Source organism: Streptococcus sp. KCJ4932, from assembly GCF_004352745.1.
Lineage (GTDB): Bacteria > Bacillota > Bacilli > Lactobacillales > Streptococcaceae > Streptococcus > Streptococcus ruminicola.
This window is the reverse complement of record NZ_SJWW01000001.1, coordinates 79368-93816: the sequence shown is the minus strand read 5'-3', so window position 1 is coordinate 93816 and position 14449 is coordinate 79368. Positions and strand designations below refer to the sequence as shown.

Annotated in this window: 13 protein-coding genes; 12 read left to right on the top strand and 1 reads right to left on the bottom strand. The window is 38.4% G+C overall.

Annotated features, from left to right (window positions below):
- Positions 1-6 precede the first annotated feature (6 nt).
- A complete protein-coding gene (locus E0E02_RS00495) occupies positions 7-2277 on the top strand; it encodes an ABC transporter permease (RefSeq protein WP_133017599.1) in 2271 nt (756 codons plus the stop codon).
- 91 nt (positions 2278-2368) lie between these two features.
- Here E0E02_RS00495 and E0E02_RS00490 read toward each other — a convergent pair whose 3' ends face one another.
- On the bottom strand, positions 2369-3196 hold the full coding sequence (locus E0E02_RS00490; protein WP_133017536.1) for an exodeoxyribonuclease III: 828 nt from the start codon (positions 3194-3196) through the stop codon (positions 2369-2371).
- A 192-nt stretch (positions 3197-3388) separates the two neighbouring features.
- On the opposite strand from E0E02_RS00490, the gene E0E02_RS00485 reads away from it, so the two are divergent.
- The 11 genes from E0E02_RS00485 to E0E02_RS00435 all read left to right on the top strand — a co-directional run bounded on the left by E0E02_RS00485 (position 3389) and on the right by E0E02_RS00435 (position 14448).
- Positions 3389-3670 (top strand): autorepressor SdpR family transcription factor, encoded by a 282-nt coding sequence (locus tag E0E02_RS00485; RefSeq protein ID WP_074965098.1) that lies wholly within the window; start codon positions 3389-3391, stop codon positions 3668-3670.
- Complete coding sequence (locus E0E02_RS00480) at positions 3663-4289, top strand: SdpI family protein (RefSeq protein WP_240789002.1); 627 nt, start codon at positions 3663-3665, stop codon at positions 4287-4289. Before E0E02_RS00485 ends, E0E02_RS00480 begins: the two co-directional genes overlap by 8 nt.
- 81 nt (positions 4290-4370) lie before the next feature.
- Positions 4371-6029, top strand: a complete 1659-nt coding sequence (locus E0E02_RS00475; protein ID WP_133017534.1) for a hypothetical protein — start codon at positions 4371-4373, stop codon at positions 6027-6029.
- A 155-nt stretch (positions 6030-6184) separates the two neighbouring features.
- Positions 6185-8185, top strand: a complete 2001-nt coding sequence (metG, locus tag E0E02_RS00470; RefSeq protein WP_133017533.1) for a methionine--tRNA ligase — start codon at positions 6185-6187, stop codon at positions 8183-8185.
- 207 nt (positions 8186-8392) lie between these two features.
- A complete protein-coding gene (locus E0E02_RS00465; RefSeq protein WP_133017532.1) occupies positions 8393-9625 on the top strand; it encodes an aminoacyltransferase in 1233 nt (410 codons plus the stop codon).
- Between the two features lie 64 nt (positions 9626-9689).
- The gene (locus E0E02_RS00460) at positions 9690-9926 is read left to right on the top strand and encodes a DUF2829 domain-containing protein (RefSeq protein ID WP_004232906.1); all 237 of its coding nucleotides are present in this window, start codon (positions 9690-9692) and stop codon (positions 9924-9926) included.
- Positions 9919-10617, top strand: coding sequence for a 3-oxoacyl-ACP reductase (locus tag E0E02_RS00455; RefSeq protein ID WP_133017531.1), 699 nt, complete (start codon positions 9919-9921; stop codon positions 10615-10617). The genes E0E02_RS00460 and E0E02_RS00455 overlap by 8 nt, the downstream gene beginning before the upstream one ends.
- Before the next feature lie 105 nt (positions 10618-10722).
- On the top strand, positions 10723-11166 hold the full coding sequence (locus tag E0E02_RS00450) for an ASCH domain-containing protein (protein WP_133017530.1): 444 nt from the start codon (positions 10723-10725) through the stop codon (positions 11164-11166).
- A gap of 82 nt (positions 11167-11248) precedes the next feature.
- On the top strand, positions 11249-12211 hold the full coding sequence (locus E0E02_RS00445; RefSeq protein ID WP_133017529.1) for a Gfo/Idh/MocA family oxidoreductase: 963 nt from the start codon (positions 11249-11251) through the stop codon (positions 12209-12211).
- 122 nt (positions 12212-12333) lie between these two features.
- Positions 12334-13716, top strand: coding sequence for a bifunctional UDP-N-acetylglucosamine diphosphorylase/glucosamine-1-phosphate N-acetyltransferase GlmU (gene glmU, locus E0E02_RS00440; RefSeq protein WP_074602604.1), 1383 nt, complete (start codon positions 12334-12336; stop codon positions 13714-13716).
- 183 nt (positions 13717-13899) lie between these two features.
- Complete coding sequence (locus E0E02_RS00435) at positions 13900-14448, top strand: NUDIX hydrolase (protein WP_133017528.1); 549 nt, start codon at positions 13900-13902, stop codon at positions 14446-14448.
- The last annotated feature ends 1 nt before the right edge of the window (position 14449 follow it).

Sequence of the window (14449 nt, the reverse complement as noted above, 5' to 3'; positions counted from 1 at the left end):
AGAATGATGAAATATCTTAATTTAAAACTCAGACGGGATATCAGACGTCATTGGCAACAATTCTTTTCAGTGTTTTTGATGTCCTTGTTAAGTGTGCTGATTTTTGTTGGTTTACAGGGGGCTTGGCATGGTTTGGAGAAAAGTTTAGATACTTTTATCTCAGATTCGCACCTGCCTACGGTTTGGCTTCAAGCGGATGCTATTAGCAACAATCAAATGAAAGGCATCAAAGCTTTACCTTCTGTGGAAAGGGTTGATGCCAAGACAAAGCTTCTAGCTAAGGTTGATCTTAAGAGTGATTCAGAAAAGTATCTAACGTTAGAATCGTTTGATGAATCGGCTAAAAAAGTGATTACTGTTGATAAAGGGAAAAACTTTGATAATGATTCTGAAGGCATTTGGTTAGATAGAAATTTTGCGGAAAAAAATCATTTGAAGCTTGATGATGACGTAACTCTTGTGATTGCTAATCAAACCGTTCATTTTCCGATTAAAGGTTTGGTTGAGTCAGCAGATAAGATTTATTTTACGGGAAGTATTGAATATTTAGCACCAAATTCTAAGAACTATGCTTATGGTTATGTGTCAGAAAAAGCCTTAGCCAAGATGACTAGAGGTCACACAACTTACAATGCTCTTGACATTTATGCAAAAAAGGATGATATTAGACACGATATTGAAGAGATTTTAGGGGAACATTTGCTTTCTTACGATAACCAGAAAACTTTGACAGAAGTGTCAGAAGCGACTGGTCGTGTTGGACAAATTCGAAATCTGTCTTATCTTTTCTCCTTCATTTTTATCCTTTTAGCAATTCTTGCCATGTTTACGACCATTCGACGCCTGATTGAAAGTCAAACCAAAGAAATTGCAGTCATTAAAGCTTTGGGCTATTCAAATGGGCAAATCACTTGGCATTATATTTCTTTTGGCTTATTAGTTGGAAGTTTTGGAGCTTTGGCTGGCGCAGCTATCTCTCCTTTGATGTCGCTTTTTGTGCTTGAGACCCAAAAGACGATGTTTACCTTGCCACATTGGCAGATTGCTTATTCGTGGTCATCGTTGGTTGTCATTTTGCTTGTCATCTTTATTTGTACCTTGTCAGCTTATTTGGCATCTCGTCAGGTGATTAAGGGATTGCCAGCTGTTTTCTTACGAGGGAAAACGAAGAAAGTTCACCACGTATTTCTTGAAAAAGTTCCTCTTTTTTGGAATCGTATTTCTGATGAAACCAAATGGGCAATTCGTGATGCCTTCATTAACAGGGTGAGGGTACTTATGGGAATTGTCGGTGTTGCTGGAAGTATGATGCTTTTGATTGCAGGTGTCGGTATGCCGATTTCAATGAATCATTTGGTGGATAAAGCTTATAATACTGATTTTTCATACGCTAAACGCTTGACGGTTGCTAATTACAATCAAGCAGCTAAAACTTATCAAGGTCAAGGGGTACAAATTAACCGAGCTCATTTTTCAAAAGATGATGGTTATAATCGCCTCTTGATTATTGTTAGTGATGGTGATTTTGTTAATGCAAGGACTGCTGACAATAAATCAATTGAAAAAGGCGGTATTTATGTTACCAATCGTTTTGCGGAATTAGCTGGAATCAAAAAAGGAGAAACTCTGAAAGTAACTCCTTATCAAGACGGTAAATCTTATTCATTTGAAGTTAAAGGAATTGTCACAAGTGAGACTAACCAAGGAGCCTACATCAGGTCAGAAACTTTTGAGGCAGCTGGTGGTAAATTTAATCCGCAAACCTTGTTGGTGGATAAGAACGTGTCAAAAGATGATATCAAAAATGACCAAAATATCTTATCGGTCATTAATAAATCAGATCAAGAAAAGAATGCTTATGATTTTGTGAATAGTTTGATGAGTGTCTTCTTGATGATTATCGGCTTTGCATTGCTACTTGTTATTGTTGTTCTCTATAACCTTGGTTCTCTGAATTTTGTCGAACGGATGCGTGATTATGCAACGCTTCAAGTCCTTGGGTTTTCTAAGAAAAATTTGCAATTGATTACCATGATTGAAAATCTCATGACAACATCAATTGGTTGGCTTCTGGGAATTCCAATGGGAATCTGGTTCTTGAGATGCTATGTGGCTACCTTCTCAACCATTCGTATTGAGTACACAGCCTACATCACTTGGCAAGTTCTTTTGATTGCCAGTGTCCTAGTCTGGGTGACATCTGCAGTCACAACCCTCATTATCAGCCATAAAATTAAAACCATTAATATGGTTGAAGCTTTAAAAGGAGTTGAGTAAAAAAACAGTCCAGTGGACTGTTTTTTCACGAGCCGAGAAATAGAAAAGCGAGTCAAGTCCAGTGGGCAGCTGAACCTGTAAATGACACTACTTATAAATCAATTTCCAAGATAATTGGTGTGTGGTCTTGGCGTGCGCCTGAGTCAATCATTTCTGATTTTGTTACTTTATCTGCAATGCGGTTTGAAGTGAGCCAGTAGTCAATGCGCCAACCAGTGTTATTAATCTTACTTGTCTTACTACGTTGTGCCCACCAGCTGTATACGTTTGGAATGTTACCATGAAGGTGACGGAAAGTATCTGTGAACCCTTTAGCCAGCAAGTTAGTAAAGCCAGCACGTTCTTCATCGGTAAATCCAGCAGAACGGCGGTTTGAATTTGGATTGGCAAGGTCGATTTCTTGGTGGGCAACGTTGTAGTCACCAGTAGCTAGAACAGGTTTCTTTTGGTCAAGTTCAGCTAGGTATTGGGCGTATTTTTCATCCCAAAGTTGACGTTCAGCTAAGCGTTTAAGCCCGTCGCCAGCATTTGGTGTGTAAACTTGAGTGACGTAAAAGTTATCGAATTCAAGCGTGATAATGCGACCTTCACTATCCATAGTATCGGGGGCACCGATTTCTGGAAAAGAGATTTCTGGTGTTAACCCTTTTTTATAAAGGAACATTGTCCCAGCGTAGCCCTTTCTAGCTGGTTCAACGGAAGAACGCCAAGAAATGTCATAATCTGGGAAGTAGTCATTCAAAATTTGAAGGTGCTTTTTGGTAGGTCCTTTTGCTGAGAGTTTTGTTTCTTGGATAGCGATAATGTCAGCGTCTTCAGCTACCAAAGTATCAATGACGGCGCGTGAAAGAACAGCTCTGGCTGAATCACTAGTTAAAGCAGCATTGATTGAGTCAATATTCCATGAAATGAGTTTCATATTCTTATCCCAAAGCCTTGGGTGAACAAAGCTTTTTTTCTTCTTTCTAAAGTTTAATCGTTAGTTTCTATTTTAGCAAAAAATGAACTAGCATGCGATTTTAATGCTTTTTTCTTGTGATTGTTTTTTTAAAGGAATATAATCTATTTAGAAAAAAATCTAAATAGTTTTTTAGATAAGTAGAGGATTGTTATGGTATTTGCAGAGACATTCAAGGCACTTTCTCATCCTATTCGCCGAGAGATTTTGACCTTATTAAAGGAAAAATCTTTGACAGCTGGTGAAATTGCTAGTCATTTCGATCTTGCTGGGGCAACTATTTCGCATCATCTGAGCATTTTGAAAAAAGCAGGTTTAGTGGTTGAAAGGCGTGAGAAGAATTTTATTTACTATGAGTTATGTACTTCTGTTTTGGAAGATATTATGACTTGGCTTGCAGATTTAAAGGAGAGATCAGGAGATGAAAATGAATAAAAAACAACTTATATTAACAAGTTTTGTGATTGTTTTGCCAGCTTTGATTGGGGCATTTTTCTGGAAAGCTTTGCCAGAGCAAATACCAACCCATTTTGGAATTGATGGGCAAGCTGATGGCTATAGTAGCAAGCTTTTTACCCTTGTTGCTTTCCCAATTTTATTTGTGCTTTTTCAGATCATCGCTTTAGCCTCACTTGAAAGGGAGTCTGTGAAAGTAACGGTTACTGCTAAAATGAGAAAGCTCTATGCTTGGATTGTTCCAGCTTTAAGTTTCATTGTTCAAGGGTCAATTTATGCGAATGCTCTTGGCTGGGTGAAGAGTAGTCCGACTCTTGTGACGGCTTTTTTGGGGATTATTTTTATAATCCTCGGAAATTATTTGCCAAAAACACATCGCAATCATACCATCGGTATTCGCATTCCTTGGACATTGTCTGATGACAAAAATTGGCATAAGACACACCGCATGGCAGGTAAACTTTGGGTGCTTGGTGGTTTGCTTATCTTGCTTGAGAGTTTTGTTCAGGTGGCTATGCCTTATGTGATGGGAGTAGCCATTGCTATTATGATTATTGCGCCGATGATTTACTCTTTTCTTCTTAGTCGAAAAGCCTAAAAACTGACTTGCCTAGTTTTTTAGCTGTAAAATTGTTTAATTGTGTTATAATGATAGAACAAAATTAAAGGAGATATTGTGATGAAAAAGACGGTATCCTATTGGTTAATTGCTTTATGGTTTTTAGTAATGCTAATCAGCTATTGGATTTTTTTACCGCCCATTAATATTTTTAGCGTAGCATTTTGGCTTTTTGTTTTAGAGGGCTTGGCTTTGGCTTTTGGTGGTCTTGCTTTGTTGTCTCTTGGTGGCAAAGTCCAACAAGTGACTTTCCAAATGCCAGGTAGTCGTGCTAGAAAAGTGGTTTCAGCGCCAAGACCTACTTTTGGAAAAGCTTTGTCAGCTATCAGCTTTGCTATTGCGGCGATTTTACTTATTCTTGGTGCGTCAACTTTTTTAAACTCTCGTTTGTTTAGAGCAAAAAGTTATGCTAATGTAATCAAGGTCAAAGATGCTGATTTTGCTTCTGACTTCCCAGAGACTGATATTTCTCACTTGGCTTTGCTTGACCGTTCATCAGCTAAGAAAATTGGTGACACTTACCTTGGAACGATTGATAAAGTTTCACAATTTGGCATTTCAGATGATTATCGTCAAGTGACCATTGGTGAGCAACCTTACCGAGTCTCACCTCTTGAATACAAATCTTTCTGGAAATGGTTCTCTAACCACAAAGACGGAATTGGCTACTATGTCAAAGTCAACCAAACAACTGGTAAAGCAGAGCTAGTTAAACTCGATAAAGGAATGAAATATTCTGATTCTGAATACTTCTTCAATGATACGCTCCGCTATTTACGCCTAAAATACCCAACAGTGATTTTTGGTGACCCATCGTTTGAAGTTGATGATAAAGGCAATCCTTACTACGTCGCAACAACTTATAAACCTAAGTTCATGTTGACATCTAACGACCCAACAGGAGCGATTTTGCTCAATGCAGTCACAGGTGAAACCAAACGTTATGACCTTAAAGATGTTCCAAAATGGGTTGACCGCGTCTTTTCTGCTAATAATGTGATTAGCCGTGTTGATGATTATTACACTTATCAAAAAGGTTTTTGGAATACTGTCTTTAGCCAAACAGGTGTGAAAAAGACAACCGATAGTTATAACTACATTTCAATTGGTTCTGATATTTACCTTTACACAGGTATCACATCGGCTACTGCTGATTCTTCAAACCTTGGCTTTATCTTGGTCAACATGCGTACTCGTGAAGTGACAAATTATAAGTTAGCTTCAGCAACAGAAACAGCAGCCCAAGAATCAGCCGAAGGAGAAGTGCAAGAAAAACATTATGAAGCAACAGCTCCAACCTTGGTAAAATTAGATGGCAAAGCTTATTATCTTGTATCTTTGAAAGATGCTGCTGGTTTGGTTAAATCTTACGCTATCGTTGATGCAGAAGATTACCAACAAGTGACCGTTGATAATGATATCGAGACTTTGATTGCTAAATTCACGGATTCAGATACTTCAGCTTTGTCTGGTGTTGCTGACAATTCTGGCGAAGCCAAAAAAATCAAAGTAATCACTGGAGTGGTGGATAAATTAGCCAGCCAAATGATTTCAGGCTCAACAGTTTACTACATCTCATCATCAGGAGAGATTTATAAAGTTAAAGCAACGACTGATACAACAGATAAACTTCCTTTCCTTGCTGTTGGGGATGAATTTAAAGGTGAACTTCAAGATGATAATTACTTAACGAAATTTGAAGTAACTAATCAAAAATAAACAGCGAAGAGTTTGGAATGAAAAATCCAAGCTCTTTTGAATACGATTTTTTCGTATTGCCTGACCATTTAACCTATAATCAGCTATAAATTTATGTTATAATTAGGTGTTATCAATAAGGGAGTTTCATTAGCTCCTATTTGAAAGGAAAGAAAATGACTAGTAAACAACCATTTTACATTACAACACCAATTTACTACCCATCAGGTAAGCTTCACATTGGTTCAGCTTATACAACAATCGCTTGTGACGTTTTAGCACGTTACAAACGTATGATGAACTATGATGTCTTTTATTTGACAGGGCTTGACGAACACGGTCAAAAAATCCAACAAAAAGCTGAAGAAGCAGGTATCACACCACAAGCTTACGTTGATGGTATGGCTGCTGATGTTAAAAAACTTTGGGAAATGCTTGATATCTCATACGATAAATTCATCCGTACAACTGATGATTACCACGAAAAAGTTGTTGCCGAAGTTTTTGAAAAATTGTTGGCACAAGATGATATTTATTTAGGTGAGTATTCTGGTTGGTACTCAGTTTCAGATGAAGAATTCTTTACAGAAAGCCAATTGGAAGAAGTTTTCCGTGATGAAAATGGTAAAGTCATCGGTGGTATTGCTCCTTCTGGACACGAAGTTGAATGGGTTTCTGAAGAATCTTACTTCCTACGTCTTGGAAAATACGCTGATCGCTTGGTAGAATTCTTTCACGCACACCCAGACTTCATTCAACCTGATGGTCGTATGAATGAAATTATCAAAAACTTCATCGAACCAGGTCTTGAAGATTTGGCTGTCAGCCGTACATCATTTACATGGGGTGTTAAAGTCCCTTCAAATCCAAAACATGTTGTTTACGTATGGATTGATGCTCTTCTTAACTATGCAACTGCACTTGGTTATGGTCAAGAAGATCACGCAAACTTTGATAAATTCTGGAATGGAACAGTCTTCCACATGGTTGGTAAAGATATTCTTCGTTTCCACTCAATTTACTGGCCAATTATGTTGATGATGCTTGACATGAAATTGCCTGAACGTTTGATTGCCCACGGTTGGTTTGTCATGAAAGACGGTAAAATGTCTAAATCTAAAGGTAATGTGGTTTACCCAGAAATGTTGGTTGAACGTTTCGGACTTGACCCACTTCGTTATTACCTCATGCGTTCACTTCCAGTTGGTTCAGACGGTACATTTACACCAGAAGATTACGTTGGACGTATCAACTATGAATTAGCCAATGACCTTGGTAACCTTCTTAACCGTACCGTTGCCATGATTAACAAATACTTTGGTGGTGACGTTCCTGCTTACGTTGAAAACGTTACGGAATTTGACGCTGATTTAGCAGCATTAGTCGCTGAAAAAATCACTGAATACCACAAACAAATGAACGCTGTTGATTATCCACGCGCTCTTGATGCCGTTTGGAGTATCATCTCACGTACTAACAAATACATCGATGAAACAGCTCCTTGGGTACTTGCTAAAGATGAAGCTAAACGTGATGAATTAGCAGCAGTAATGGCTCACTTGGCAGCTAGCCTTCGTGTGGTTGCTCACCTTATTCAACCATTCATGATGACAACATCAAATGCTATCATGGAACAACTTGGTCTTGGTGCTAACTTTGATCTTGAAAACCTTACACTTTCAGGTTTCCCAGAAGGTGTTAAAGTGGTTGCTAAAGGAACACCAATCTTCCCACGTCTTGACATGGAAGCTGAAATTGATTACATCAAAGCTAACATGGGTGCTGGCGCTGTTGTCGCAGAAGAAAAAGAATGGGATCCAACTCAAGTAGAACTTAAAAACGAAAAGAAAGCTATCAAATTTGATGACTTTGACAAAGTTGAAATTCGTGTTGCTGAAGTCAAAGAAGTTTCTAAAGTTGAAGGTTCAGAAAAACTTCTTAAATTCCGTCTTGATGCTGGTGATGGTGAAGACCGTCAAATCCTATCAGGAATTGCGAAATTCTATCCAAATGAACAAGAATTAGTTGGTAAAAAATTGCAAATCGTTGCAAACTTGAAACCACGTAAAATGATGGGACTTGTCAGCCAAGGTATGATTCTATCAGCTGAACATGATGGTAACTTAACAGTTCTTACAGTTGATCCAAGCGTACCAAACGGAAGCCAAATCGGATAATTTTTATTAGCATAAATACTTAAAAATACTCAGTTCTCACAGTAGTTTTGTACTGTAGGAACTGGGTATTTAGCTTGCTCTCAAATGAAAAGAAAATTGAAAAGATAAAGGAAATTCTGAAAAAAGATTGTTAATTTTCACTTAAGTTTCATTTGATAAATTTACTGACGCATTGAATAACAACGTTTTTAGAATCGAGAATAAGAAATGACATTAAAAATCTTATCACGCGAAGATTATGAAAAACTAGACACACGTTTTAAAGAACGCTCTTTCATGCAATCGGTGCAAATGGCTGATTTGCTTGAAAAACGTGGCTTTGACATCACATTTTTAGGTTTGGAAGATGATGGGGCTATTCAAGTAGCTGGTGTACTTTACAGCATGCCAATGACTGGTGGACTTCATATGGAAATTAATTCAGGCCCAGCTTCAACCAATCCAAGTTACCTTTCTGAATTCTATAAGGAATTAAAGCGTTATGCTAAGGGAAATGGTGCTTTTGAGCTTATTGTCAAACCTTATGATACTTATCAAAGTTTTGATAGTCATGGCAAGCCAAACGACGATGAAAAGCCTGAGTTAATCACTTGTTTGACGGAGCTTGGTTATCACTATGATGGCCTGCAAACTGGCTATCCTGGTGGTGAGCCTGATTGGCACTATGTGAAAGATTTATCAGGGTTGACACCCGAAACTCTGACAAAATCTTTTAGTAAAAAAGGTCGTCCTCTAGCTAAAAAGACGAATACGTTTGGTATCAAGGTTCGCAAGCTAGAGCGTGATGAATTGCATATTTTTAAAGAAATCACAGCATCAACCTCTGCTAGACGAGAATACACGGACAAACCTTTGGATTACTACGAAGCTTTTTATGATAGTTTCGGAGACTCTTGTGAATTCATGATTGCAACGATTAATTTTCAAGATTATCTCAAAAATGTGCAAGCAGGTCATGACAAGATTGCAGATGAGTTAGCGGTTTTAAATCAAAAAATCGCTGAAGGGGTCAACTCAGCCAAGGTTAATAAGCAAAAAGCTCAGTTGGACAAACAAATTGCGACATTTGATGTTCGTCTAAAAGAAGCTAAAGCCTTGATTGAAAAACACGGCTCAGAGGACGTAGTCTTAGCAGGAAGTCTCTTTGTTTACACACCACAAGAAGCAGTCTATCTTTTCAGTGGTTCCTACACTGAATTTAACAAATTCTATGCCCCAGTTGCTCTGCAAGAACACGTGATGACAGAAGCGTTGAAACGTGGCATTAATTTCTATACTTTTCTTGGTATTCAAGGCATTTTTGATGGTAGCGATGGCGTCCTTCGTTTCAAACAAAACTTTAATGGTTATATTGTCCGCAAAATGGGGACTTTCCGTTATTACCCAAGACCATTACTACATAAAGTTGTAGCTTTAATCAAGAAAATTTTAAGACGATAACCAAAACGAGCCTAGGCGCTCGTTTTTTGGTATACTAGTGGTATTAACAATCAAGGAGAGAGAAATGACTTTTGAAGAAATTTTGCCTGGTTTGAAGGCTAAGAAAAAATATGTACGCACTGGTTGGGGCGGAGCAGAAAACTACGTTCAGTTATTTGATAGCATCGAGCAAAATGGCGTAGCACTTCCAGTGACACCTTACTTCCTCATCAATGTGTCAGGCGAGGGCGAAGGTTTTTCAATGTGGTCACCAACACCATGTGACGTCCTAGCTACTGATTGGGTCGAAGTCCATGACTAAAGTACTTATCACAGGTGTCAGCTCAGGAATTGGGCTTGCTCAAGCGCGACTTTTTTTGGAAAATGGCTGCGCGGTATACGGCGTTGATAAGTCGCAAGCGCCTCAGATTCACGATGATAATTTTCATTTTCTACAGTCAGATTTGACGACGGATTTAGCTGCGCTCTACGATTTTGTATCTGACGTGGATATCTTGTGTAACACCGCTGGAATTCTCGACGCTTACAAGCCTTTGCTTGAAATATCAGACGACGAATTGGAACGTGTTTTTCAGACCAATTTCTTTGCGACAGTTAAAATCACCCGTCATTATTTGGCAAAAATGGTTGAAAGACAATCTGGTATTATCATTAACATGTGCTCGATTGCGTCATTTATCGCAGGTGGTGGCGGAGCAGCTTATACAGCTAGTAAGCACGCTCTGGCTGGCTTTACGCGCCAGCTGGCACTTGATTATGCTAAAGACAAGATTCAAGTCTTTGGTATTGCACCAGGTGCAGTCAAAACAGCCATGACAGCTAGTGATTTTGAACCCGGTGGCTTGGCTGATTGGGTAGCTCAAGAAACACCAATCGGACGTTGGAGTAATCCTGAAGAAATTGCTGATTTAACAGAATTTTTAGCATCAGGCAAAGCCACATCTATGCAAGGTGAAATTGTCAAAATCGACGGTGGCTGGAGTTTGAAGTAGAGGCATAAAAAGGAGGCTTCAAAATGAAGAGGAGAAAACCATAGTGGAAATTTCTGTCATACAGATTGTAAGAAGAAGTAAGACAGAAAAGAACAGGAGATAAACATGAACGCACAAGAACTATGGAATGAATACAAGCAAATCAATCCCTCAATTGGTGATGATATTGATGCTTGGCAGTTTGGAGCACAGCCAGATTTATTAGCGAAATTGGTTTTAGATGGAACAAAAACAGCTACTGCCTCAGCCTATGACTTATACGCAGTTGACAATGACCCGTTACCTGAAGTTGGCTCCTATGATGTGGTATTAGATAGCAAAGACCAAGCGGTTTGCATTATTCAGATTAAAAAAGTTTCTGTGGTAGCTTTTGAAGAAGTTTCTGAGGAGTATGCTTTTAAGGAAGGTGAGGGAGATAAAACTCTTGCTTACTGGAGGCAAGTTCATGAAGACTTTTTTAAACCTTACTATGATGACTATGGTTTGACTTTTAACGGTCAAAGTCGCATTGTTTTAGAAGAATTTGAAGTGGTTTATCCCAAAGGATAGTATGAGAAATACTTGTTATAGTATCAGTTTGTGAAACAAACTTGTGTTAAACTGTGCTTAGAAGACATTGAGGAGGAACTCCATGAAATTAGCTATTTTAGGAACAGGGAAAATCGTCGATGAAGTTTTACCTGTTTTAAAAGAAATCAATGGCATTGAATTAACGGCTATTTTATCAACGCCACGTAGCCTTGGTAAAGCTCAAGAGTTGGCAGAAGTTTATGCTATTGCTCAAGCAAGCAGCGATTACGAAAGCATTTTGGCAAATCCAGAAGTGGACACGGTCTATGTTGCCCTTCCTAATCACCTGCACTATGACTACGCAAAGAAAGCTTTGTTGGCTGGCAAACACGTCATTTGTGAAAAGCCATTTACGCTGACTTTAGCAGAATTTGAGGACTTGGCAAAAATTGCAGAGCAAAAAAATCGTATCTTGCTTGAAGCTATCACTAATCAATACCTTGGCAATTTTGCTTCTGTCAAAGCTAACCTAGCAAAACTTGGGGACATTAAGATTGTTGAGTGCAATTATTCTCAATATTCATCACGTTATGATGCCTTTAAACGTGGTGAAATTGCACCAGCTTTTGACCCAGCAAAAGGTGGCGGAGCTCTTCGTGACTTAAATATTTACAATATTCATTTGGTTGTTGGTTTGTTTGGTAAGCCTGAACGAGTGCAATATTTGGCAAATATGGAACGTGGTGTTGACACTTCAGGAATTTTGATTATGGATTACGGTCATTTCAAGGCGGCTTGTATTGGTGCCAAGGATTGCTCTGCGGATATTAAATCAACTATTCAAGGAAATAAAGGGTCAATTGCCGTTCTTGGTCCAACCAACAGTATGCCTGAGTTGTCGTTAAGCCTTAATGGTCAAAGCATGACAATGATTAATGAAAATTCACTTAATCACCGTATGCATGATGAATTTGTGGCTTTCCAAGCCATCATCGAGCACCAAGATATGACAGCCATGAAACTGGCGCTTGAGCACAGCCGTTTGGTGATGGAAGTTTTAGAAGCAGCTGTTAACAGCCTCTAACGGATAAAAATGAGCCCAATGCTTATAAATGTGATATAATGGAGTAGCTTGTGTAAGTTAATGTAAGGAATTTTCCTTTCATAACTTGCAAATCTACTCTATTTTTTTAAGGAATTATAGTCATGTCAAATTACGCAATTATTTTAGCAGCTGGTAAAGGAACACGTATGAAATCTGACCTTCCTAAGGTCCTTCATAAAGTTTCTGGCATTACAATGTTAGAACACGTTTTCCGTGCCGTATCAGCTTTGAATCCAGAAAAAAATGTGACTGTTATTGGTCATAAAGCCGAAATGGTTCGTGAAGTTTTAGCTGGCAAATCAGAATTTGTCATGCAAACTGAACAACTTGGAACTGGTCATGCTGTCATGATGGCAGAAGATGAGTTGGCTGGTCTTGAAGGGCAAACACTTGTTATTGCAGGTGATACACCACTTATCACTGGTGAAAGCTTGAAAGAATTGATTGAGTTCCACGTTAGCCACAAAAACGTTGCGACTATCTTAACTGCAACAGCTGAAAATCCATTTGGTTACGGACGTATCATCCGCAACGAAAATGGTGAAGTGCTTAAAATCGTTGAACAAAAAGACGCTTCTGAATTTGAACGCCAAGTCAAAGAAATCAATACAGGAACTTACGTTTTTGATAACAAACGTTTGTTTGAAGCTCTTAAAAACATCAACACAAACAACGCTCAAGGTGAGTACTACTTGACAGATGTTATCTCAATTTTCCGTAACGCTGGTGAAAAAGTTGGTGCTTATGTTCTTCATGATTTTGATGAAAGTCTTGGTGTTAATGACCGCGTGGCACTTTCTACTGCAGAAGATATCATGCGTCGTCGCATCAATAAAAAACACATGGTTAACGGTGTTACTTTCCAAAATCCAGCAGCAACTTACATCGATGTTGACGTTGAAATTGCTCCAGATGTGATGATTGAAGCCAACGTTACCCTTAAAGGAAATACAAAAATTGGTGCAGGTTCTGTTTTGACAAATGGAACATACCTTGTTGATTCAACAATCGGTGAAAATGTGGTTATCACAAACTCTATGATTGAAAAATCAGTGGTTAAAGATGGTGTTACCATTGGTCCATTTGCTCACGTGCGTCCTGATTCAACACTTGAAGAAAAAGTTCACGTTGGTAACTTCGTTGAAGTGAAATCATCAACTGTTGGTAAAGGAACAAAAGCAGGTCACTTGACTTACATTGGAAATACAACAACTGGACACGATGTTAACTTCGGAGCTGGTACTATTATTGCTAACTACGACGGACAACACAAATTCAACACAACTATTGGAAATAATGTCTTTGTTGGAAGTAACTCAACAATCATTTCTCCAGTAACTTTGGGTGACAATGCTCTTACAGCAGCTGGTTCTACAATTTACCAAGATGTTGAAAAAGATGCTCTTGCTATTGGACGTGGTCGTCAAGTTAATAAAGCAGGTTATGCCCTCAACAAACCACACCACCCAAATAACAAAAAATAATCATTTTTGCTAAACTTTTTGGCATTTGAAAAGAGGATGACAAGTTCACCCTCTTTTTCTATTTTTTAGAAAAATTAAGTAGATTTCACGGATATTTCAGCAGTTTAAGCGTATTGGAATAGCAATTCTTGGGACTTTGTAGTAAAATTTAATGTGGAAATATTTTAAGGGAGATTGCTTAGTATGGATTTTGAAGAAAAAACGCTCAAGCGAACAGAGATTTTTGATGGGCATGTGATTAAAGTTGTTGTCGATGATGTTGAGTTACCAAATGATCTAGGACAAGCCAAGCGTGAATTGATTTTTCACCGCGGAGCAGTTGCTGTTTTAGCTGTAACTGATGAGAATAAAATTATTTTGGTTAAACAATATCGTAAGGCTATTGAAAAAGTTTCTTATGAAATCCCTGCTGGTAAGCTCGAAATTGGTGAAAACGGCTCTGAGAAGGATGCCGCTGCGCGTGAATTAGAAGAGGAAACAGGATACTCTGGCGAGTTAAAACAAATTCATGAGTTTTACACTGCCATTGGTTTTTGCAATGAAAAAATTAAGCTTTATCAAGCAACTCATTTGCAAAAAGTGCCAAATCCACGACCACAAGATGATGATGAAGTTTTAGAAATTCTTGAATTAAGTTATCAAGAATGCATGGATTTGGTCAAATCTGGAGCAATCGAAGATGCTAAAACAATCATAGCCCTTCAATATTATGCTCTGCATTTTGGAGGATAAA